The following is a 21,548-nucleotide window of genomic DNA, read 5'->3' as shown; positions in this document are numbered from 1 at the left end:
TATATCCTTTCTATATATTTTAAGAGGTGTAAATTGATTTACACCTCTTAAATATTTAAATATTATTAGTTGTTATTAGTTGCTCTTCATCAATTCATCAACATAAGATGTGATTTCTTCGTCTTTTTCGATTTCTGCAATCTTATCAGCAAATTGTGGTAAGTGTTTCTTGTGAGCATATAGCATTTCGTTTAGAAGTCTCTTAGCCATCCTTCCACCAGGTACTAGTGGGTTAATTGTAAATGCATGTAAGGCTGCATTGTAATCACCATCAATAGCCGCTCTGATAACTGTTTCTTCCATAGCTTTCATGATTTGTAGCATACCTCTTGCTGCAGGCATTAGTTTACCCCAGTTTTCTGGATTTGCCCCTCTTGAATCGATTCTAGCTGAAACTTCAACCACACAATCGTATGGAAGGTCTTCAATTGTACCATTGTTTCTTGTTGAAACAACCATTTGTGTACCCTTGTCATTCACGATTGATGCAATGATTTCACATGCAGCATCTGAATAGTGAGTACCACCTCTTTGTGTTAATTGTTCTGGTTTGTAATCTAAAGCTGGATCTTTGTAAAGTTCAAATAGTTCTTTTTCTGTTTGTTTTACAACTTGAGCTCTAGTTTTACCATTTTTGAAGTCTTCTATATTGTTTTCTAACATTTCATCTTCTATATAGTAGTATCTGTGGTATGAACATGGTAACATCTTTAAGTCTCTTAATTGTTCCACATTGTATACTGCATCATGAATATTTGCAACTTCAGCTTCTTGGTTTACATCCTCACCATATAGTAGTTCTATAACTTTTTCAGTTACTTCATTACCTTCTTTGTCCCAGATTCTATGCCAGTGGAAGTGGTTGATACCGGCAAATCTGAAGTGAAGATCTTCAGGTTTTACACCTAAAACTTCAGCTGCTTTTGTAACGTGTCCTATTGGTACGTTACATAGACCTATAGTTCTTTCCCAACCAAAGTGTTTAATAGCAGCTTCAGTTACAATACCTGCTGGGTTTGTAAAGTCGATTAACCATGCATCTGGACATTGTTCTCTCATGTCTTCAATAATTTCTCCTATTACAGGTATAGTTCTGAAGGCTTTGAACATACCACCAGCACCATTAGTTTCTTGTCCTAATACACCGTGTGATAGAGGTATTCTTTCGTCTTTTACTCTCGCATCTAATAATCCTACTCTAAATTGTGTTGTTACAAAGTCGGCATCTTTTAAAGCATTGAATCTGTCTAGTGTTAATTCTACTTCCCAATCTAGACCAGCAGCTTTAATCATTCTTTTAGCCATTTCACCAACTATGTTAAGTTTTTCTTCACCTTCTGGAATATCTACTAAAACAATTTTTCCAATATTTAATTGATCTTTTCTTAAAATATAACCTTCAATTAACTCTGGTGTATATGATGAACCACCACCAATTGTAACAATTTTTAATTTCTTTGACATTTTTTACTCCTTAGTTTATTTATTCTTTTACATTCTTACTATAAGTTAATATCCTAACCATTTATATTTGGTCTGTTCTTAATAAATAATCTAATTAATCACCTCCTATTTGTATTTCCAAAATATATCATTTTTAATTATTTAACTCTTTTTCGTGTTGTTTTTGTTCTTCTACTAATTTCTTGTCATACATCTTGAAGAATGGATACCAGATTACTACACTTATAGTTAGGTTAACTACCTGCAATACTAGGGCTCTCCAGTCACCACCTGTACCTATTATCCCTGATAGGAATATTGGTGTTGGCCATGGTTGTTGAGCTATGTTTGGTCCTACTAAACCAGTAGTAATAGCTAAGTATGCAACTACACCTGTTACTATAGGAACTAATACAAATGGTATAGCTAAAATTGGGTTGTAAACAACTGGCATACCAAATATTACTGGTTCGTTTATATTAAATAAACCTGGTACTATAGATGCCTTACCTATAGCCTTTAATTGTTCAGATTTAGCAAGGAAAATACACATTATTACTAGGCCTAGGGTAAATCCTGACCCACCTACTGATACGTAAGCATTTTTAAAGTCAAGTGCTAGAGGTATTTTTGCTCCTGCTTGGTTTAATGCTAGGTTATGAACTAGTATCGGTTGTAAAAATGCTCCTAAAACTACAGGACCATGTATACCAACAACCCATAAAGCATGCATTATGAAGTAAATCACTACCATACCTAATAAGGAATTAGTTAACTTAGTTACAAAACCAAATGGTATTGCAACGAATGAGAATAAGTCTGTGTTAAAGCTTACCATCAAACCTTGAAGTACAAATACTATCAAAGCTATTATGAAAGCTGGTATTAAAGCTGTGAAAGAGTTAGCTACACCTTCTGGAACTTCTTCAGGCATTTTAACAACTAATTTCTTTACTATACACATCTTATAAACATTTACTACCATCCATGATACTATGATTGCTGGGAATATACCTGATGCTGCAAATCTTGATACACCATCACCACCTATTCCCCAACCATTTATAATGCCATTTTCAACATCATGAAGTAAGTTAAAACCTGCTCCCTTTTCAAATTGAGGAATGAACATTATAAATGCAAACAATGAAAGTAACATACCTGATATAGGGTTTACATCTATACCATCTTCGTCTCCGAAAGATTTTGTATATTCATATGAGGTAACAAGTAAGAAATAAAGAGCTAAGATACCCATTGAAGCCTTGTTAGCTAACATATAAACACTAGAAACCTTGAAAAATGTTTGGTCCCAAAAGCCTTGGAGTGCAGGTATAGTTAAAGGTAAAATATTTAATACCAAGAACATTGAACCTACTATTGTAAATGGTATAGAAGCCATACCAGCTTTTGTGATGGCTCTAACTAATCTTAGTTGTGAGAGTTTTGTCAACGGGCCCATTATATACTTTTCTAAAAACTCAAACATTAAATCCTCCTATTATATTTGATTACTACTTACACTATTGCAATCAATACATATATTTTCTACAATATTCTTTTCGTTTTTAATAGATAGTAATTTTAAGAACTTAGTTAATCCTATATTTAAGATTATAGAGGCTACTATAGGATCATTCTTTTTCATCATAATTCCTGTTTTTCCATAAGGATAAAGTTATATAAACCTTACCCTTATTAAATTTTTATTAGTCTAAATCTTCACCATTTGAAGCTATAACTTTCTTATACCAATCAAATGATTTTTTCTTAGTTCTTTTTAGAGTTCCATTTCCATAATTATCTCTATCAACATAGATAAATCCATATCTCTTCTTCATTTCTCCAGTACCAGCAGAAACTAAGTCAATTGGACCCCATGTTGTATAACCTAATAAATCAACACCATCTATTTCGACTGCATCTTTCATGTTTTTGATGTGGTCTCTTAGATAATTGATTCTATAGTCATCTTCAACATATCCATTTTCATCAGGTTCATCAACGGCACCAAGTCCATTTTCTACTACAAATAATGGTTTTTGATATCTGTCATAAATTTCATTAAGTGTAATTCTAAATCCTAGTGGATCAATTGGCCATCCCCATTCAGTATGGTCTAAATATGGATTTTTAGCTGAAGCAAATAAGTTAGAGTCTGTTTTGTCAGCAACTTTTTTATCATCTGTATTCACTTCTATTGCTCTAGATGAATAATATGAGAATGATACGAAGTCTACTGTATTTTCTCTAAGAACTTTTTTATCTTCTTCTGTTATGTCAGGTAAGATACCCTTTCTTTCTAACTCTTTTAATTTGTATGATGGGTAATATCCTCTTGACTGTACATCTACAAAGAAATAGCTCATTCTATTTGCTTGCATTGCCGCAAATACATCCTCTGGTCTTGGACTCATTGGGTAGAATGATCCAGCAGCTAACATACAACCGATCTTAGCTTCAGGGTCGATTTCTCTTAGTATCTTTGTAGCCTTTGCTGATGCTACTAATTCATGGTGGATAGCTAGGTATTGAGTTTTTTCAATATCTTCACCTTCTTCAAATACTAAACCTGATCCCATAAATGGATGAGCTAAAATTACATTTATTTCATTAAATGTTAGCCAGTATTTAACTTTTCCTTTGTATCTATTGAATAGTACAGTTACTAGTCTTTCGTAGAATTCTATTATTTTTCTATTTCTCCATCCCCCATATTCTTTAATTAGGTGGACTGGGAAGTCAAAGTGTGTAATTGTTATTAAAGGTTCAATCCCGTGTTTTAGACATTCATCAATTACCTTGTCATAAAATTCTAAGCCTTTTTCATTTGGTTCTAGTTCATCACCTTTTGGAAATATTCTTGTCCAAGCTATTGAAAACCTATAAACTTTAAATCCCATTTCGGCAAATAAAGCTATATCTTCTTTGTATCTATGATAAAAATCAATGGATTCTTTTGCAGGATAAAATTCGCCTTCTTCAAATTCAAGCATTTTTCTCTTTCCACCGATAACGGCTTCTCTTGATTCACCTACTGGTGAGAGGTCTACATTGGCTAGGCCTCTTCCATCAACATTGTATGCTCCTTCTAATTGGTTAGCAGCAGTTGCTCCTCCCCATAGAAAATCTTTTCTGAAACTCATTTTTTCTCCTTGTTTTACGATTTTATTAGTTATTTTCTGCAGCTACTTCTTCTTGTTCTTTTAATAACTTCTTGTCATAAGCTTTGAAGAATGGATAGTAAATTAAAGTAGCTGTTGCAACGGATGCTAATGCTACAACTACAGCCTTCCAGTCACCACCGGTTGCTATAAAGGCACCTATTCCTAATGGTGTTGGCCATGGTTGTTGTGCAATGATTGGTCTTACAAATCCTGATGCTATTCCTAAGTAACCTATTGTTGCACCAGCCATTGGAGCTAGGATAAATGGAATAGATAGAATTGGGTTATAAACTACTGGCATACCAAAGATTACTGGTTCGTTGATGTTAAAGATACCAGGAACTATAGCAGCCTTACCTATAGCCTTTAATTGTTCTGATTTTGCTAATATAATACACATAACTACTAAACCGATTGTAGCGCCTGATCCACCTGGATATGAGAATGAATTGTAGAATTCCCCAGCAAACGGAATATTTGCACCTTGTGCGTTAGCTTGCATATTTTGTAATACTATTGGTGATACTAATGAAGATATGATTGTAGCACCGTGGATACCTACGATCCATAAAGCATGGATTAGGAAGTGAATTACCAATACCCCTGGTAGTGTACCTGCTATATTTGTTACGAAACCAAATGGTATTGAAACAATTTCGAATAAGTCTGTGTCAAAGTATACTAATACACCTTGGATTAAAAATACTACTAAAGCTATTAAAAATGCTGGGATTAAAGCTGAGAATGAGTTTGCAACTCCATCTGGAACATCATCCGGCATTTTTATTGTTAAGTTTCTCTTGATACAGAATTTATAAATATTTACTATTAACCATGATGTGATAATTGCAGTAAATATACCAGTTGCACCTAGTCTTGAAAGACCATCTCCTCCAACTGCCCAACCATTTATAACGCCTGTTTCTGGGTTGTGTAATAATTCAAAACCTGCTTGTTTAGCAAATTGTGGAATAAACATGAAAAATGCGAATAATGATAATAACATACCATTGATTGGTCTCATGTTATCAATTTCTTCTTCTTCAGATATTATCTTTGTATATTCATAAGCTATTACAAGTAAGAAATAAAGTCCTATGATTCCCATAGATGCCTTATTAGCTAACATATAAATATTGGTTACCTTGTTAAAACTTGCATCCCAAACACCTTGTAATGGTGGGATTGTTAAAGGTAAAATATTTAGAACCAAGAACAATGATCCTACGATTGTAAATGGTATGGATGCCATACCTGCTGCTGTGATTGCCCTAACCAATCTTAATTGGGAAATTTTCGCCATTGGCCCCATTAAGTATTTTTCTAAAAAACTAAACATATGTCCTCCTTATAGTTTTTTATAGTTTTTTAATTTATTTATTTTTCTTATAATTAAGTATTTGATTAAAATACCTATTGATAAAACTGATATAGGAATTATTGCATTAGCAAAATATCCAAATATTAACCTAAAATCAAAAAGGCTTATAATAATCAAGATAATATTAGTTATTAAAGTTAGCTTCATAACATTTTCTGTCTTTTTAAATCCTTCATCTTTAACGTGTAAGGTCCTGTATTGGTCTACCGAACATATTACATATAAGATCAAATAAAATGTTGGTATCAAGGTAACTAGTCTACTTACAGTTAAAGATAGATAAAACCAGTAAATTGCTATAACAAAAAATACTGCTGTCATATACCTTATGAAGGTTGATTTAGCGTACTTTAATCCTAATTCGTATCTTTGTTTTTCAAACTCTTTTTGTTGTTTACTTTTCTTCATCGTTGTATTCTAAGATAATATTTGCTAATTTTTCTATTCCCATAGGAATTGGTGCATATGCTTGCATTGGAATAATTGTAATTGGTCTGTCTGCCTTGTCAGCTATTACCTTTAATTTTTCAAAATACATTTTAGCTTGTGGACTGATTAGGTATAGGTCGTATTTTTGATCTTGTATCAATTTTTGACCAGTTGCTGCTATGGTTGCATCAACCTGTATATCATATCCTTTCTCCTTTAAGTATTGTGTTGTTTTCTTTGCCATTAGTGAGCTTGACATACCTGCAGCACACATTATAATTGCGTTTTTCATTTTTATAATCCTTTCTTTATATTTTTATTTTATTTTTCCTATTTTTTATTTTGCGCTTGTTATTTATTTTTATATAAGTCTATAAATTCTTCAGCTAGGTCTTTAACTGTCAACGCATTCATTAAATGGTCTTGTGCGTGAACCATCAATAATGATAAGGGAGTTTTTTCTCCATTTATTTCTTTTTGAATCATACCTGTTTGGACAGCATGTGCTTCTAAAAATTCATTGTTAGCTTGTTCAATTAGCTGATCAGCTTTTTCAAAGTTTCCTTTTTTAGCTTCAGCGATTGCCTCCATAGAAGTTGATCTAGCATTTCCGGAGTGAACTATTAATCCCATAATGATCTCTTCCATATTATTAGCCATGTACGCCTCCTTTATTTGTTATTATTTGTTATAAATTTATTATAGTATCAATTTCAAAATTTATTAACGCAATTTTTTTCCAAAACTTGTGAAAACGTCTATCTATGAATATAAAAAAAGAAGATAGCTAGTAAAAAGGCTATCTTCCATTGTTTATAATATTATAAATTGTTTTCCTACTATTAGCTTTTATTATTTGCTTTACTTTTTCTTCACTATCAATTATGTCTAGTAATATTTTATACATATCTTCAAAGGTTTCATTGTTATCTTTAGTAACGCATAGTAATATAACTAGTTTAACAGTTTTATCTGCCCATTCTATTCCTTCTTTCAGGGTAGCAATGGATATAAAAGTTTCATCTGTAATTAAATCTATCGGATGTGGGATAGCAACATAATTACCAAAACTTGTAGTTGCTATATTTTCTCTCTCCATTACACTATCATATATATTTTCTGGAGCCTTACCTCTTTCGACTGCTTGGTCAGTTAAAAATTTAATTGCTTGTTCTTTTGTTTCAAAATCTTTATCAATATAGATATCTTCTATCTCTAAAAATTTAAATTTAGAGCTATTATTATATTTATCAATAAAGTCTTGGATTTCATCAAAATTTGAATTTCCTAGTATATCATTTATATATATGCTAGGTATGTTTGCTTCATTAGTAAAAGGAACGGTGCTTATAATCAGGTCAACTTTTTCTTCTTCAATAACTTTTTGAGCGTTATATAATTCTGTAGTAGAAAAAATATCTAAAAGGTTTAAAAATTTATTTTCTAACTTGTATTTTAAGAGCTTGGAACTACCAACTCCTGTAGTACATACTAAAAGAGTTTTTATTGGCCCTTTATTTATTTTCGCTCTTTCTATTGCAGCTCCTAGATGGATTGCTAAGTAGCCTAACTCATCTTCTCCAAATTTTATTCCTAACCTTCTTTCTACAACATCCGAAGCTATAATTGATGCTTCATAGGCAAATGGATAGTTTAACTTTATAGATGACAATAAAGGATTCCTGATATTCATATTGTTTTTATGTCTATAAATAGCAGGTTTTAGATGAAGTATGATTGAAGACAATAATTCATTATCATTTTTTATATTATATTGTATCTTAGAGTCAACCTGGTCAATTATGTCTTTAGCTAACTGTATAACTTCCTGGTCTTGGTTAGTTAGATTACTACTATCTTCTTTTAATATAAGTTTGGTTCCCATTAGGTGCATGGTAATATAGTATACTTCATCTATTGGAAACTCTATATCAAACTCATCTTCTATTCCCTTTACTATTTTATTAGCAATTGAGAATTCATAAGTGTTTGATATATCAGATTCTATTTTTCTCTTGAAATACTTATTAATCTTTATCCTTTTTATAGCGATAGCTATATGGACTACCAAGTTATTTAGGGCAATATCTGAAAGCTTAATATCCGATGAATTAATATTTTTAATGATTATATCATTTATAGATTTTATATCTTTCTTATCAAACATAAAGTCAATTTCAGTGTTTAAATCTAAATATGAATTACTATTTATATCATTGATATATGAAGATATTGTATTTCTTATATTTTTTTCACTACCTACAATTTTAATACCATAGTTAGGTTTAGTTTCTATATCTAAATCATTATCATATAAGATTTTTCTAACTTCCTTCATATCGTTTTGAATAGAAGATCTAGAGACATACATTTCATCCATTAACTCTTCTAATTTAATATATTCATCCGCAAACAACAATCTTAAGGCTATGTATGTAGCCCTATTATCAGGCTCTGAATAATCAAATTCAAAATTCAGTAACTCTTTTTGTTCAAAATCATCGAATTTATTATTATCACTTATTTTTAACTTATATTTCCCAGATTCATCCTTTATAATCTCTGAATCGTATTTTTCAAGAGTTTTATTTAGAGCCTTTAAATCATTTCTAATAGTTCTTTCAGTAACATCTTGCTTTGAACTAATTTCATATATGGTCATCTCACAATGTCTTAAATCAAGAAGTATATTTTTTTGTCTTTGAATCATATATCCTCCCTAATTATTCTTTTATTTTCTTTAGTCTAGGTCCTAACAATTTTATATATAATCTCAATGACAAATTATATATAATTATGCCCATTATTGTACCTTCTCTTATTTGTAATGTTGTTGACATCAGCAAGGTAGACAACAAACAAAAGGCTACAGAAGCAAGATCTAATGAAAATCTCACTTTTGTAAATTCAAAATTACTTACCTTAGAAACAGCTGATGAAAATCCTTCTGGTGGCATTATTATGGTATCTATAGTTACTAAAAATGAGTTTGCCAAAGCCGCCAAGTTATTACCTACAACAAAGAAGATTAGCCTAAACCAATACTGGTTTAAATCAAATTGTAATACTTCATATAGGAAGAAATTTACTACATAGCCAAAGCCAAGTACTATTGGAACTTGGGTCCAGTAACTTAACTTAAAATGTCTTCTTAATATTAATAATTGTAAGGCAATCATTAAAAAGTTGGAAACCATGGAAGCTGTACCAAATTTTAAGCCGGTCAATTCAGAAATAGTTGCTGTCAAAGCATCCCATGGACTTAATCCTACTGCAGATTTTACTTGCATAGCAGCACCGAGAGCTAACAGCACTAAAGCTAATACAGAAATAATAATATACTTGATATTTTGTTCATTTTTGGTCTTTATCTGATTTACTTTCATACATCACCTCAAATTAATCATTAATATAAGTATACTATAAAACAAAAAACTGATACAAGGTAAATTCTTGTATCAGCTTCTTTTATTTATTCAAAAAGAATAGCTCCTTCACTATCACTTAGTTTCTTATACCAATAAGCACTCTTCTTTGGATATCTTTCTTGTGTTTCAAAATCAACATAAAATAGACCATATCTTTTCTCATATCCATTTGACCAAGAAAACACATCCATTAGAGACCAGAGGAAGTAACCTTTAACATTGGCACCATCATCTATAGCGTCAGCTATAGTTAATAGGTGTTGTTTTATATAATCAATTCTTTCATCATCATATACTGTATTATCTTCGAATTTGTCTTTGTAGCCTAAACCATTTTCTGTAATATAGATCTTTTTATAGTTTGGGTAGTCTTTAATGACCCTCATAATTTGATCATATAGTCCTTTAGGATAGATCATCCAATCCCAGTCGGTTCTAGGTACATCTACATCAAATTCTCTTTCACCTACACCCTTAATCTTGTAGACTGACTTTCCTTTGTCACCTTTTGAGTTATGAGTAATTTCAGTTACATCACCCTTGTACTCTCTCATCCAATCACTCATATAATAATTAATTCCAAGAAAGTCATTTTCATCTTTTGCTCTATCTAACTCTACAAAATCTTCATCTCGTAAATCTAGTTTTTCTAAATCATCTTTCAAAATATCTTGAAGACCTTGCATAGTTTCTTCAGAATATCTACCTAAGTAAGTAGCATCTAAGATAAATTTATTATGAATGATATCTTCTAGTTCAGCCGCTCTTACGTCAGCAGGATTGTTTGGGTCTAAAGGATATTTTGTTGGTAAGGCATGGACTATACCTATTTCCCCCTTATGCTTTGCTTGCCTAAAAGCATTTATAGCTTTAGCATGAGCTACCAACATATTGTGGTGGGATTGGAAAACTTTAAGCAAATCATATTGAATACCTGGAGGGAATTTCCCAACTAAATATTGACCATCACCGATAGGACCTATTTCATTGAAGGTTGTCCAGTAGTTTACTTCTGAAAATTCTTCAAAGCAAAACTTAGCATAATTTACAAAATGTTCAATATTTTCTCTATTTAAAAAGTCACCATTCGAATGTAGAACTTCTGGTGTATCAAAATGATGCAGGGTTACAAAAGGCTCTACACCTCTTTTTAAACATTCCGCAAAAAGTTTATGGTAATATTCAACCCCCTTAGGATTTACTTGACCAAAGCCTTCAGGAAATATTCTAGACCAGGCTATTGAAATTCTTATTCCATTTACACCAAATTCTTCTGCTAATTTTAAGTCTACCGGATATCTGTTATAAAAATCACTTGCCGGTTCTGCAGTATACCAGTAATTTTCTTCTAAATAGGTATCCCAGGCGACTCTACCCTTACCATCTGCTTTGGTTGCACCTTCAGCTTGGTAAGCAGCTGTAGCTCCTCCATAAATAAAATCTTTAGGTAATTTTTTCAAAATCCCTCCTTTATGATAATTGATCTTTAATGAAATTCAATGATCCTAAACCATCTCTTGTCAACCCTATATATTGCGCACCTTCAGTTTTAACAACTTTAACACCTAATTTTTCTGCATCAACTTTTATATCTTCATAATTTGATGCAACTTGTGGGGCTAATATTATTAAATCATAGTTTTTCATAATATCATAATGGGCACCATATGACCCAGCATCTGCTCTAACTGTTTCATTATATTCTTCAGCTGCCTTATTTAATGCATTAGCTAATAAACCACTAGTACCACCACCAGCACATATAACTAAAACATTAGTCTCTTTATCTAGGACCTTTTTATTGTCATTTCCTAAATTATCAGCTATTATCATATCCGACTTGCTTGTATCAAAGTTTTCTTTTACTTTTCTGTCCAATTCATCAGCTTGGCTGTCATCACCATTTGATTCCTGTTCTAGGATTTGTTTATCGTAAATCTTTATGAATGGATAATAAATTATAGCATCAACAATGATTATTATTGCAGCAAGTAAAAATGATAAGACTGCGAAGTTAGTACCTAATATAATTCCTAATGGTCCTGGTGTAGTCCATGGTAAGGCTAAAGAAAATGAGTTCATCTTTAGTACGTCAACAAAAAACTTGAAAATCCATACGTTAACTATAGGTGCTAGTATAAATGGTATAAAGAAAGTTGGGTTCAACACTATTGGTCCCCCAAATAGTATAGGTTCATTAACTCCGAAGAATGTTGGTACTACGGAAGCCTTACCTATAGCCTTATTTCTTTTTGACTTAGCTAACCACATAAACATAAATGGAACAACAAAGGTAGCTCCCGTACCTCCAAATGTAACTATAAACATTTGTGTACCAGGTGTGATTAACTTGTCTGCATGTTGACCTAACTTAAATAACTCTAGGTTTGTATCTAGATTTGCATACATAACAGCAGCTATTGCCGGTTCAACAATTGAAGGCCCATGTATACCCACAAACCAGAAGAAGGCATAAGCACCAAATATAAGTGTAATTCCAACCCATCCATCAGCCGCTGTAAATATTGGAGCAAATAAGTTTAATACAGATTGGGCAAAATTTACTTGTCCCAGATTTCTAGCAAGTAAGTCTAAGGCATAAACAGCTATAATCGATGCTGAAAAAGCAAATATATCCTTAAATACTTGTGATATATTTGGTGGAACTTCCTTAGGCATAGTTATTGTTATATTGTTTTTAATAAATATTTTATAAATATTTACTATTAAGAATGCTGCTATAAATGCACTTAAAAGTCCTTTTGTCCCCAACATTCCACTTGAAAATCCATTTTCTATAGGGTCAGCAGCTAACAACATTAATCCTGATATAGATGCTAGCATAGTGGAAATTGGATTTATTTGGTTTTCAGCTTTTAAAGTCCTATTCATAGAATCCGTTAATGACTTAGCTGTAGTTCCTGCAACTAATAGAGCTAAAATCCCCATAGTATAATTATATGGTTTCATTAAGAGAGCTTCTATTTCTTCAGGCCAATAAAACTTAAAAGCATTAGGTGCATAAGCTATCAATATAAATATTGATGAGAATAAGATTACAGGCATTCCTGCAATAAATCCATCTCTTATGGCTCTTAAATAAATATTTCTTGATATTTTTTCAAATAGAGGTTTTAGTTTTTCTATCCTATTAATTAACTTATTCATAAAATACCCTCCATATTATTCAGTTCTTCTATACATTTCTAAAAGATGTTGCATTAAATCTTTTAATAATATTGTTGTCATCAAATGGTCTTGCCCATGAACCATAGTTATACTAAATTCTATATCTTCTTCAGATGCTTCTTTTACTAATAATTCTGTTTGTGCATTATGCGCTTTTAGTATATATTCATTAGCTTGAGCAATTAAATCTTCAGCCTCGTCGTAATTTCCAGATTTTGCTAATTTTAAAGCCTCCATCAACTTTGATCTAGCATCTCCAGCATAAGCAACTATTTCAAAACCCAACATTGCCATTTCTTTTCTATCCATGATACCATCCTTCCTATTTAGTCTTTATAGACACCTTGATTCCACTTTTCAATATATTCATCAAATATATCTTTATTATTTTTTGCATCTTTATTTAACTTATCAATTTCTTCGATTAATTTTTTATTTTCTTCTGTTTCCTTATATTCAGCTTCTATAAAAGCTTTAGAAGCGTCTTGGATTAAGAATTGTCCAGCTATAGTTCCACCGAAGCCTATTACGTTACAATTTAATTCTTCTTTAGAATGTACCGCAGTAGTTATATCTCTTACTAAAGCTGATCTTACTCCAGGGATTTTATTTACCGAATTAGTAATTCCTACTCCTGTACCACATATGACTATTCCTAAGTCCGCTTCTCCGGAAGCTACGGAATCTCCAACTCTTTTCCCATAGATTGGATAATGAGTTCTTTCATTATCGTAAGTACCCTTATCTAAAACTTCATATCCTTCATCTTCTAAAAACTTTGCTACTTTATTTTTAATATCTGTAACTATATGGTCACATCCTATTGCTATTTTCATCATTCCTCCTTTAGCACATGGCATTTAACATGTCTACTCTTACTTGGTGTCTTCCACCATCATAATCAGCCTCTAAAAAGTTTTTTACAATATTTTTTGCTAACTCTTTTCCTACAATGTCTTGACCCATAGTTATGATTTTTGCATTATTATGTTCTCTAGTCATATAGGCAGATCTTTCTTCAGAAACTTGAGCTGCAACAATACCTTTAATTTTGCATGCTGTTATAAACGAACCTGAGCCTTTTCCATCAAATAGGATTCCTCTAGTGCTATCATCTTCTAAGATAATCTTAGATACAGCTTTTGTAGACTCTACAAAACTTTCACTAGCATTCACAGATACATCTTCAACTTCATATCCATTATTTATCAAATATTCCTTTATATATTCTTTTAATTCAAAACCATCTTTATCAGATCCTAAAATTATTCTCACAATAACCTCCTCTTATTTTTTATTACTATGATATTAACATAAAATAAACATTGGAAAGCGTATTCTTAACTTAAATAACCAGTTTTTTGTTCGTTTTGTGTTGATTTTAATATTTAAAAGTAATAATATATAAACAACAAACATATAATCAAACAAGGATAAATTATGGAAAAAGATAGAAGATTAGAATATATAGAATACGCACTAGAAAAAGTAGGATTCGTCAAAGTAGATGAATTACAAAAGAAGTTAAAAGTCTCTGACATGACAATAAGACGTGATTTGAATGAACTAGAAAAAAAAGGTAAAGCGATTAGAACACATGGAGGGGCAAGATCTCTTGCTGTCAAACCTATTTTTGAGATGTCACATACAGATAAAAGTGTAATAAATTTAGATAAAAAAGAAGAAATTGCGAAACTAGCTTCCTCTATAATAAATAGCTTAGACAGTGAAATTATATTTTTAGGACCAGGGACAACTATTGAAATGTTGGCAAAATTAATTTCAAACAAATCTTTAACAATTGTTACAAATAGTTTACCAGTTTTCATAACCCTAAGTAACATGGATATGGACATATATTTACTTGGTGGAAAAATAAGAACTATCACCCAATCATTTAATGGGGATATCACCAATGACTCCCTATATAATATGAAGTTTCATAGAATGTTTTTTTCTTGTAACGCCATTAGCGAAAATGATGTAATGACTTCCACTATTAGTGAGGCTAGCACACAAAGAATTGCCCTTAAAAATTCCGCAAAAAAATATTTACTAGCTGATTCTTCCAAATTTGGTAAATCTGATTTCATAAGTTTTGCTTCAGCTGATGAATTGGATTACATTATAACCAATAAAGAAAACGGCAATAAACATATAATTAATTCATATAATAATATTTTGTAAAACAAAAAAAAACTGATACAAGATAAATTCTTGTACCAGTTTTCTTCTATTTATACTTCTCTTCCAAGCCTGACATCCAATATCCAAGTCCTGCACCAGCTATAAATCCTACTAGGCACCATACATAGTCCATGCCAGTAAATCCACCATAATTTGTAGGTACAATCATGACTGTAGAAGCCATAACGACTCCAAATATAAAGTGGTAGAATTTAGAATAGTTTTTTCTAAATATATATTCTATTACTTTTGCTAAAGAAAATATGGTTACAAGTCCACCCAAACCTATTGGTATAACAGCAGACATTTCTAATTTAGAAAAAGCCTCTGCCATTTCTTTATACATTCCCATATAAAGGATAAAGTTTGATGGACTAAGTCCAGGAACTAAGATACCTAAAGCAATCAAGGCTCCACATACAAACCAAGAAATAAATGAAGGTTCTACATTTGCCTTAATATATTTTGAAGCAAATAATAAAATCGCAAGCACAAGTAAGAATGCTCCTACCATTATCATATAATCGGTGTTATCTCTACCTTCTTGGCCTGCTTCCCTCCATAAGGAAGGTAACATTCCTAATATGGTACCTACAAAGGACCACATCATGATTGTTTCATATCTTCCAAGGGCAACCTTAACTATATAAGAAAAAATAACTAGTCCTAAAAGTCCACCAATGGCAAAGGGTATAAAATATTTAACATTTTTCCAAAAATCTTTTGTAATATTTGCTAGCCAATTTATAATCGGTTTATAAATACCAAATATAGCAGCGATAGCACCACCGGAAACTCCTGGTACTATAAAACCTGAGCCAACAAATATACCTTTTAAGATATCAAATAATATATTTCTATTTTTAATCTTTTTATCTATATCCATTTCTCCTCCATGATCTAAATACTAACCTATTTATACTACTACATTTAAGATTTTATTTAAATACTTGGAGAAAATAAAGTATTTAAAAAGAAAAAACAGAGGATAAAATCCTCTGTCTTAAAATTCTTAATCTTATAAGCTTGCGAAGTGGTTTAATAATCTAATCATGTTTCCTGTGAAACCATATTCGTTATCATACCATGAAACAGTCTTAACGATTTGTTCACCTTCTTCACCAACCATGATGTTTGTTTGTGTTTCGTCAAAGATTGAACCAGTTGGTTGTCCTATGATATCTGATGATACAATTTCATCTGTGTTGTATGCAAATGCATCTGATTCATATTTCTTCATAGCTGCATTTACTTCTTCAACTGTAACTTCTTTGTTTAATACTGAGTATAATTCAACAACAGAACCTGTGATTACTGGTACTCTTAATGCTGTACCGTCGATTCTACCGTTAACTTCAGGTATTACCTTACCTACTGCTTTAGCTGCACCTGTTGATGCTGGAATAATGTTTTGAGCTGCTGCTCTTGATTTTCTTCCACCTGGTGCATCTTGTGTACCTTGTGTAGCTGTGTAAGCGTGGATTGTTGACATTAAAGCTCTATCTAAACCAAATTCTTTGTGTAATACGTTTACCATTGGTGCTAAGCAGTTTGTTGTACATGAAGCTGCTGAAATGATAACATCATCTGAGTTTACGATATCGTGGTTTACACCAAATACTACTGTCTTTGTTTCTTTATCTTTTGCTGGAGCTGAGATTAATACTCTCTTTGCACCTGCATCGATATGAGCTTGTGCTTTTTCTTTACTGTTGTAGAAACCTGTACATTCTAAAACAATATCGATTCCTAATTCACCCCATGGTAATTTTGAAGCATCTTTTTCTTCATATGATTTGATAGCTTTACCATCTACTACTAAGTCGTCATTTTTAACTTCTACAGTATATGGGAATCTACCTTGAGCTGTATCATATTTTAATAGATATGCTAAGTCGTCGTTGTTTGTTAAGTCGTTAACTGCAACAACTTCTAAGTTTGTATCTGATTCTAAGATTCTTCTTAGTGCTAAACGTCCAATACGTCCAAAACCGTTAATAGCTACTTTAATTGACATAATAAATTTCCTCCTTATTAGTTAACACGATTTATTATGATAACTACTAGACTTTGTCTAATAGTTGCCCATTCGAGCTTGATACAATTATAACATTAATTTTAGCCATTTTCAAGATATGAAAATAAATTTAATTTTTCATAAAAAACTGGACCTCCTAGCTAATTCAGATAAGTTCTAAATCTTAGGTAAGTCCAGTCTGTTAAATATTTATAATCCTAATAAAACACTTGCTACTTCAAAGTAAATAAGTAGAGCAACTGTATCAACTATTGTCGTTATCAATGGCCCCGCCATAATTGTTGGGTCTATTTTTAGCTTATCAGCAACCAATGGTAACATACCACCAACAACTTTAGAAAGCATAACTGTTAATAATAATGTTAGAGATACTGTCAAGTTTACCATCAAACCTGGATCATCAATTACAAGCATCCTTATCATATTTACCGCTAGAAGTGCTAAACCAGTAATGAAACCAATTTTTAATTCTTTAAACATTACTTTTAAAATTTCTTTATAGTTTACTTCTCCAGCATATAAGGATCTAATAACTGTTGTTGATGATTGACTACCAGCATTCCCACCGGAGTCCATAAGCATAGGTATATATGCTGTTAAGATAACATGAGCGGCAAGTATAGCTTCATACCTATGAATGATAAATCCTGTTATACTTGCTGTAACTAGACATATAACTAACCACATAGTTCTATCTTTAGCAATTTGGAAACTTGACTTATTTAGGTAGGTATCATCTTCATCGCTAGAGTCTTGGATACCGTGCATATTTGCCAAGTCTTCTTCATGCTCTTCGTGTAAAACATCAATTGCCCATTCTGCAGGAACTATACCTATTAGCCTTCCTTCAGAATCGGTAACTGGTATTTCTGCCAAATCATATTTGTAGGCTAGTTTAGCAACTAATTCTTGGTCATCTTTTGCATAAACGCTAACTGTGATTGGATAAGTACATTCTTGTATTGTACCTTCTTCTTTTCTAACTATATCAGCTAAATAAGCATAACCTTTTAAAACTAGAGAACTATCTGTGATCCAAATTAACTCCAAACGGCTAGCATCTAAATCAGAAGTCCTTATCTTGTCTAAGGCATCTCTTGGTTTTTCATTTTCCATGATAGATAAGAAGTTAACCGACATGATGGAACCAACGCTATCTTCAGGATATCCTAAAAGTTCATTGATTTTGTCTCTTCTTTCGTCAGCTACTAAATAGGTCATCATTTTTCTAACCATATTGGCTGGTAGTTCTTGCAAGGTATCTACAAGTTCATCTTCGTCCAATTTAATTATCAGGTCTCTAATTCTTTCATCTGATAATAATTCAATCATTTTGATCTTGTTGTCTTTTGGTAACTCGGCAAAGGTATCAGCCAATAAACCTTTGTTTAATAGCTTTATCCATATAACTAGCTCTGTATCATCTAGCTCGACAAATCTTTCAGCCAAGTCAACAGGGTTTAATTTATTTATATATTCTTGTAAATCTTTTAGATTTTCAACTTTGTAATCTGTATTTAACATTTCTACCTCCTTCAAATATAAAAACTATCTTGCAATAAAAGGTAGACTCAATAGTTAGGTCTTACATAGGCTCTTATCTCTAAGTGGCACACTTTTAATACACAAGATATATTAAATTTTATCTGCTTACTAGGGACACTCGAGTCCATGTTCTCCTCCTATTTTTAATTTCTTTACAACTTTTAGAATACTACAACCCATAAATAATTGCAAAACAAAAGCAGCAAGTAAAATCTTGCTGCTCATTCCAGAACTATTTTGTATTATAGGTTTGTTTTGGAGGATAGTATATTATTTCTTTTCAATTGAATATACATTTGTAATTTGTCCTGGATCACTTGTTGCAACCACACCATCATATGTGATTTTAACAGTATCGCCTTTTTTGATATCTTTAACTTTAGATAAAACTAGGTAAGGCACACCTTCTTTATCCTTAACTAAAATTGATTCGTCATGAACTTCTTCAACTTTTGCTTCCAATACTTCTTTCATATTTTTAGCATCATCTTTCTTATTTTTATTTTCTTTCTTTGTTTCTTGTACTGTTTCTTTACCCTTTTCATCAGTAGCCTTAGCTTTTCCTGATGTAGAGTTACATGCAACTAGACTTAATACTAAAAGCAAGCCTAAAATTACGCTTAATGTTTTTTTCATATCGATCTCCTTTCCTGATCTATTTATAGTATAGGTTTGAATTATGAAACAAATATGAAATTTTTATAAAAAATATATTTAAAATAAGAATCCTAAAAAAATGATATAATACAAGATGTTATTAATATTTTAGATTTTAAGGAGGAATGATGAAACTAGGTATTGTTGGTTTACCAAATGTTGGTAAATCCACCCTATTTAACGCCATCACCAAGGCTGGCGCAGAATCTGCTAATTATCCATTTACTACCATAGAACCAAATGTTGGTGTTGTAGATGTGCCAGATAAGAGATTAAATATATTGTCTGAATTATCAAATTCTACAAAAATTGTACCTGCCTACATAGAGTTTTATGATATAGCTGGATTGGTAAGAGGTGCAAGCAAGGGTGAAGGTTTAGGAAATAAATTTTTACAAAATATTAGAGAATCAGAAGCTATAGTTGAAGTTTTAAGATGTTTTGAAGATCCAAATATAACTCACGTAGATGGAGGGGTTGATCCATTAAGAGATGTTGAAACTATCAATTTAGAGCTTATTCTTTCAGATATGGAATTGATGGAAAAGGCTAGCCAAAGACTTGTAAAACAAGCTAAGGCTGACAAGGATAAAAAGTTAGAACTTGATTTGGTAAATAAAGTTTTAGAAGTATTAGAAAAAGGCAAATCAGCTAGGGTTCTAGACTTGTCTGAAGATGAAGAAAAAATATTAAAGTCATATAATTTATTATCTTCAAAACCTATCATTTACGTTGCTAACGTTTCAGAAGAAGATGCAGCAAATGATGGCGCTTCTAATAAATGGGTAGAAAAAATAAGAGAATTTGCAGCTACAGAAGATGCAAAAGTTGTTGTGATTTCTGCACAAATAGAAGCTGAAATTTCTATTATTGAAGATGAAGAAGAAAAAGAAGAATACTTATCATTGATGGGTCTTGAAGAACCTGGATTAAATAAATTGATTGAAGCTTCTTATGACCTATTGGGACTAATGAGTTTTATAACAACAGGAGAAATTGAAACTAGAGCCTGGACTATCAAAAAAGGAACCAAGGCAGTTGACGCAGCTGGTAAAATTCATACAGATATCTCTCGTGGATTTATCAGGGCAGAGATAGTTTCCTTTGATGAACTTATGAAACATGAAGGTTCCATGGTAAAGGCAAAAGAAGCAGGAAAAATCAGACTTGAAGGTAAAGACTACATCATGCAAGATGGAGATATTGTTAATTTTAGATTTAATGTATAAAAAATGAGCATAAAAAAAGTAGTAAGAATCAGAATTTATTCTAATTAAGGTGACCCCATAAAGTTGTACCTAATACCAGAGTTAGAACTATACTAGCTCTGGTATTTCTTTGTCCTATCCTATCCCTAGGGGTAGGAAATTTTTATGCTGCATTTTTCTTTCTATATTCTACTGGTGATAAATATCCTAATTTTTCTTTTATTCTTTCCTCGTTGTAATATTTTATGAAATTTTCTATTGTTTGTTTTAAGTGTTCGTAAGAATAGAATTTATTTCCGTAGTATACCTCTTGTTTTAATATTCCAAAGAAGTTTTCCATTGGCGAGTTATCTAGGCAGTTTCCTTTTCTTGACATAGATTGGGTGATACCGTTAGATTCTAGTTTTGATGTGTATTGTTTCACTTGGTATGCCCAGCCTTGATCTGAGTGAAATATTCGTTTTTCTTTGCTTGCATTAGTTACCTTTATTACTTTGTCTAAGGCTTTTAAGATTGGTTCTATTGTAGGACGTTTTGATATTTCATAGCTTAGTATTTCACTGTTGTACATATCTAAGTATGGGTTTAGATAAAGTTTCTTTATTTGATAGTTTCCTGTTTTATCTTTTTCAAAATACTTAAATTCTGTTGTATCCGTTGTTATTTGTGTGTATGGTTTTTCTACATTAAAGTTTCTTTTTATTTTGTTGTCAGCTATTTTTCCTACCTGTCCTTTGTAGGATGAGTATTTTCTAGATTTTCTTGAATAACTTTTTACTTGAAGTTTTAGGTTTTGAACTAATCTTTGCACCTTCTTTTTGTTTATTATTAGTCCTGATCTTTTTAACATAGCTGTTATTCTTCTGTAGCCATAGT

Annotated in this window: 22 protein-coding genes; 2 read left to right on the top strand and 20 right to left on the bottom strand. The window is 31.7% G+C overall.

The features are described 5' to 3' along the window. Nucleotides 1-75 precede the first annotated feature (75 nt). From Q0U66_RS02010 to lacA, 15 genes are all read right to left on the bottom strand, one after another. Nucleotides 76-1,464: a 6-phospho-beta-glucosidase gene (locus tag Q0U66_RS02010; protein ID WP_297376957.1), complete on the bottom strand. Its 1,389-nt coding sequence runs from the start codon at nucleotides 1,462-1,464 to the stop codon at nucleotides 76-78. A gap of 133 nt (nucleotides 1,465-1,597) precedes the next feature. Beyond that, nucleotides 1,598-2,932 (bottom strand): PTS cellobiose transporter subunit IIC, encoded by a 1,335-nt coding sequence (gene celB, locus Q0U66_RS02005; RefSeq protein WP_297376955.1) that lies wholly within the window; start codon nucleotides 2,930-2,932, stop codon nucleotides 1,598-1,600. 12 nt (nucleotides 2,933-2,944) lie between these two features. After that, nucleotides 2,945-3,091, bottom strand: coding sequence for a hypothetical protein (locus Q0U66_RS02000; RefSeq protein WP_297376953.1), 147 nt, complete (start codon nucleotides 3,089-3,091; stop codon nucleotides 2,945-2,947). A 61-nt stretch (nucleotides 3,092-3,152) separates the two neighbouring features. After that, on the bottom strand, nucleotides 3,153-4,589 hold the full coding sequence (locus Q0U66_RS01995) for a 6-phospho-beta-glucosidase (protein ID WP_297376951.1): 1,437 nt from the start codon (nucleotides 4,587-4,589) through the stop codon (nucleotides 3,153-3,155). A gap of 25 nt (nucleotides 4,590-4,614) precedes the next feature. After that, nucleotides 4,615-5,949: a PTS cellobiose transporter subunit IIC gene (celB, locus tag Q0U66_RS01990; protein WP_297376949.1), complete on the bottom strand. Its 1,335-nt coding sequence runs from the start codon at nucleotides 5,947-5,949 to the stop codon at nucleotides 4,615-4,617. 9 nt (nucleotides 5,950-5,958) lie between these two features. Next, nucleotides 5,959-6,399, bottom strand: a complete 441-nt coding sequence (locus Q0U66_RS01985; protein ID WP_297376947.1) for a hypothetical protein — start codon at nucleotides 6,397-6,399, stop codon at nucleotides 5,959-5,961. Beyond that, complete coding sequence (locus Q0U66_RS01980) at nucleotides 6,386-6,712, bottom strand: PTS cellobiose transporter subunit IIB (RefSeq protein WP_297376944.1); 327 nt, start codon at nucleotides 6,710-6,712, stop codon at nucleotides 6,386-6,388. The genes Q0U66_RS01985 and Q0U66_RS01980 overlap by 14 nt, the downstream gene beginning before the upstream one ends. A 59-nt stretch (nucleotides 6,713-6,771) precedes the next feature. Further along, nucleotides 6,772-7,080, bottom strand: a complete 309-nt coding sequence (locus Q0U66_RS01975; protein ID WP_297376942.1) for a PTS lactose/cellobiose transporter subunit IIA — start codon at nucleotides 7,078-7,080, stop codon at nucleotides 6,772-6,774. Between the two features lie 139 nt (nucleotides 7,081-7,219). Continuing rightward, nucleotides 7,220-9,130: a BglG family transcription antiterminator gene (locus Q0U66_RS01970; protein ID WP_297376940.1), complete on the bottom strand. Its 1,911-nt coding sequence runs from the start codon at nucleotides 9,128-9,130 to the stop codon at nucleotides 7,220-7,222. Between the two features lie 13 nt (nucleotides 9,131-9,143). After that, the gene (locus tag Q0U66_RS01965; protein WP_297376939.1) at nucleotides 9,144-9,806 is read right to left on the bottom strand and encodes a hypothetical protein; all 663 of its coding nucleotides are present in this window, start codon (nucleotides 9,804-9,806) and stop codon (nucleotides 9,144-9,146) included. An 86-nt stretch (nucleotides 9,807-9,892) separates the two neighbouring features. Next, the gene (gene lacG / locus Q0U66_RS01960) at nucleotides 9,893-11,308 is read right to left on the bottom strand and encodes a 6-phospho-beta-galactosidase (RefSeq protein ID WP_297376937.1); all 1,416 of its coding nucleotides are present in this window, start codon (nucleotides 11,306-11,308) and stop codon (nucleotides 9,893-9,895) included. Nucleotides 11,309-11,318: 10 nt separating this feature from the next. After that, nucleotides 11,319-13,016 (bottom strand): lactose-specific PTS transporter subunit EIIC, encoded by a 1,698-nt coding sequence (locus Q0U66_RS01955; RefSeq protein ID WP_297376934.1) that lies wholly within the window; start codon nucleotides 13,014-13,016, stop codon nucleotides 11,319-11,321. A gap of 15 nt (nucleotides 13,017-13,031) precedes the next feature. Next, nucleotides 13,032-13,346, bottom strand: a complete 315-nt coding sequence (lacF, locus tag Q0U66_RS01950; protein WP_297376932.1) for a lactose-specific PTS transporter subunit IIA — start codon at nucleotides 13,344-13,346, stop codon at nucleotides 13,032-13,034. A 17-nt stretch (nucleotides 13,347-13,363) separates the two neighbouring features. Next, nucleotides 13,364-13,873 carry a galactose-6-phosphate isomerase subunit LacB gene (gene lacB, locus Q0U66_RS01945; RefSeq protein ID WP_297376930.1) on the bottom strand — a complete coding sequence of 170 codons (510 nt, stop codon included), beginning with the start codon at nucleotides 13,871-13,873 and terminating at the stop codon, nucleotides 13,364-13,366. Between the two features lie 10 nt (nucleotides 13,874-13,883). Continuing rightward, nucleotides 13,884-14,312 (bottom strand): galactose-6-phosphate isomerase subunit LacA, encoded by a 429-nt coding sequence (lacA, locus tag Q0U66_RS01940; protein WP_297376928.1) that lies wholly within the window; start codon nucleotides 14,310-14,312, stop codon nucleotides 13,884-13,886. Nucleotides 14,313-14,477: 165 nt separating this feature from the next. Here lacA and Q0U66_RS01935 point away from each other — a divergent pair, with 165 nt between their 5' ends. Continuing rightward, nucleotides 14,478-15,224: a DeoR/GlpR family DNA-binding transcription regulator gene (locus Q0U66_RS01935; RefSeq protein ID WP_297376925.1), complete on the top strand. Its 747-nt coding sequence runs from the start codon at nucleotides 14,478-14,480 to the stop codon at nucleotides 15,222-15,224. A 46-nt stretch (nucleotides 15,225-15,270) separates the two neighbouring features. On the opposite strand, the gene Q0U66_RS01930 is transcribed toward Q0U66_RS01935, so the two are convergent. The 4 genes from Q0U66_RS01930 to Q0U66_RS01915 all read right to left on the bottom strand — a co-directional run bounded on the left by Q0U66_RS01930 (nucleotide 15,271) and on the right by Q0U66_RS01915 (nucleotide 19,443). After that, nucleotides 15,271-16,110: a DUF368 domain-containing protein gene (locus Q0U66_RS01930; RefSeq protein ID WP_297376922.1), complete on the bottom strand. Its 840-nt coding sequence runs from the start codon at nucleotides 16,108-16,110 to the stop codon at nucleotides 15,271-15,273. A 132-nt stretch (nucleotides 16,111-16,242) separates the two neighbouring features. Beyond that, nucleotides 16,243-17,241, bottom strand: coding sequence for a type I glyceraldehyde-3-phosphate dehydrogenase (gap, locus tag Q0U66_RS01925; RefSeq protein WP_297376920.1), 999 nt, complete (start codon nucleotides 17,239-17,241; stop codon nucleotides 16,243-16,245). A 210-nt stretch (nucleotides 17,242-17,451) separates the two neighbouring features. Next, complete coding sequence (mgtE, locus tag Q0U66_RS01920) at nucleotides 17,452-18,786, bottom strand: magnesium transporter (RefSeq protein ID WP_297376918.1); 1,335 nt, start codon at nucleotides 18,784-18,786, stop codon at nucleotides 17,452-17,454. A 291-nt stretch (nucleotides 18,787-19,077) separates the two neighbouring features. Next, a complete protein-coding gene (locus Q0U66_RS01915; protein WP_297376916.1) occupies nucleotides 19,078-19,443 on the bottom strand; it encodes a hypothetical protein in 366 nt (121 codons plus the stop codon). 149 nt (nucleotides 19,444-19,592) lie between these two features. Between Q0U66_RS01915 and ychF the strand changes: the two genes are divergently transcribed. After that, entirely contained in the window at nucleotides 19,593-20,693 is a 1,101-nt protein-coding gene (gene ychF, locus Q0U66_RS01910; RefSeq protein ID WP_297376914.1) for a redox-regulated ATPase YchF, read from the top strand. A 142-nt stretch (nucleotides 20,694-20,835) separates the two neighbouring features. On the opposite strand, the gene Q0U66_RS01905 is transcribed toward ychF, so the two are convergent. Beyond that, on the bottom strand, nucleotides 20,836-21,548 hold a 713-nt coding region (locus tag Q0U66_RS01905; RefSeq protein WP_297376912.1), incomplete at its 5' end, for an IS3 family transposase.

This window comes from uncultured Helcococcus sp. (assembly GCF_946998255.1).
Classification (GTDB): domain Bacteria; phylum Bacillota; class Clostridia; order Tissierellales; family Peptoniphilaceae; genus Helcococcus.
Note: the sequence above shows the minus strand (reverse complement) of the source record. Positions and strands in the feature narration are given on the sequence as shown.

Excerpts from the sequence above, each read along its gene's own strand:
- Q0U66_RS02010 (WP_297376957.1), bottom strand. The coding sequence starts at position 1,464 with ATGTCAAAGAAATTAAAAATTGTTACAATTGGTGGTGGTTCATCATAT.
- celB (WP_297376955.1), bottom strand. The coding sequence starts at position 2,932 with ATGTTTGAGTTTTTAGAAAAGTATATAATGGGCCCGTTGACAAAACTC.
- Q0U66_RS02000 (WP_297376953.1), bottom strand. The coding sequence starts at position 3,091 with ATGAAAAAGAATGATCCTATAGTAGCCTCTATAATCTTAAATATAGGA.
- Q0U66_RS01995 (WP_297376951.1), bottom strand. The coding sequence starts at position 4,589 with ATGAGTTTCAGAAAAGATTTTCTATGGGGAGGAGCAACTGCTGCTAAC.
- celB (WP_297376949.1), bottom strand. The coding sequence starts at position 5,949 with ATGTTTAGTTTTTTAGAAAAATACTTAATGGGGCCAATGGCGAAAATT.
- Q0U66_RS01985 (WP_297376947.1), bottom strand. The coding sequence starts at position 6,399 with ATGAAGAAAAGTAAACAACAAAAAGAGTTTGAAAAACAAAGATACGAA.
- Q0U66_RS01980 (WP_297376944.1), bottom strand. The coding sequence starts at position 6,712 with ATGAAAAACGCAATTATAATGTGTGCTGCAGGTATGTCAAGCTCACTA.
- Q0U66_RS01975 (WP_297376942.1), bottom strand. The coding sequence starts at position 7,080 with ATGGCTAATAATATGGAAGAGATCATTATGGGATTAATAGTTCACTCC.
- Q0U66_RS01970 (WP_297376940.1), bottom strand. The coding sequence starts at position 9,130 with ATGATTCAAAGACAAAAAAATATACTTCTTGATTTAAGACATTGTGAG.
- Q0U66_RS01965 (WP_297376939.1), bottom strand. The coding sequence starts at position 9,806 with ATGAAAGTAAATCAGATAAAGACCAAAAATGAACAAAATATCAAGTAT.
- Q0U66_RS01955 (WP_297376934.1), bottom strand. The coding sequence starts at position 13,016 with ATGAATAAGTTAATTAATAGGATAGAAAAACTAAAACCTCTATTTGAA.
- lacF (WP_297376932.1), bottom strand. The coding sequence starts at position 13,346 with ATGGATAGAAAAGAAATGGCAATGTTGGGTTTTGAAATAGTTGCTTAT.
- lacB (WP_297376930.1), bottom strand. The coding sequence starts at position 13,873 with ATGAAAATAGCAATAGGATGTGACCATATAGTTACAGATATTAAAAAT.
- Q0U66_RS01935 (WP_297376925.1), top strand. The coding sequence starts at position 14,478 with ATGGAAAAAGATAGAAGATTAGAATATATAGAATACGCACTAGAAAAA.
- Q0U66_RS01930 (WP_297376922.1), bottom strand. The coding sequence starts at position 16,110 with ATGGATATAGATAAAAAGATTAAAAATAGAAATATATTATTTGATATC.
- gap (WP_297376920.1), bottom strand. The coding sequence starts at position 17,241 with ATGTCAATTAAAGTAGCTATTAACGGTTTTGGACGTATTGGACGTTTA.
- mgtE (WP_297376918.1), bottom strand. The coding sequence starts at position 18,786 with ATGTTAAATACAGATTACAAAGTTGAAAATCTAAAAGATTTACAAGAA.
- Q0U66_RS01915 (WP_297376916.1), bottom strand. The coding sequence starts at position 19,443 with ATGAAAAAAACATTAAGCGTAATTTTAGGCTTGCTTTTAGTATTAAGT.
- ychF (WP_297376914.1), top strand. The coding sequence starts at position 19,593 with ATGAAACTAGGTATTGTTGGTTTACCAAATGTTGGTAAATCCACCCTA.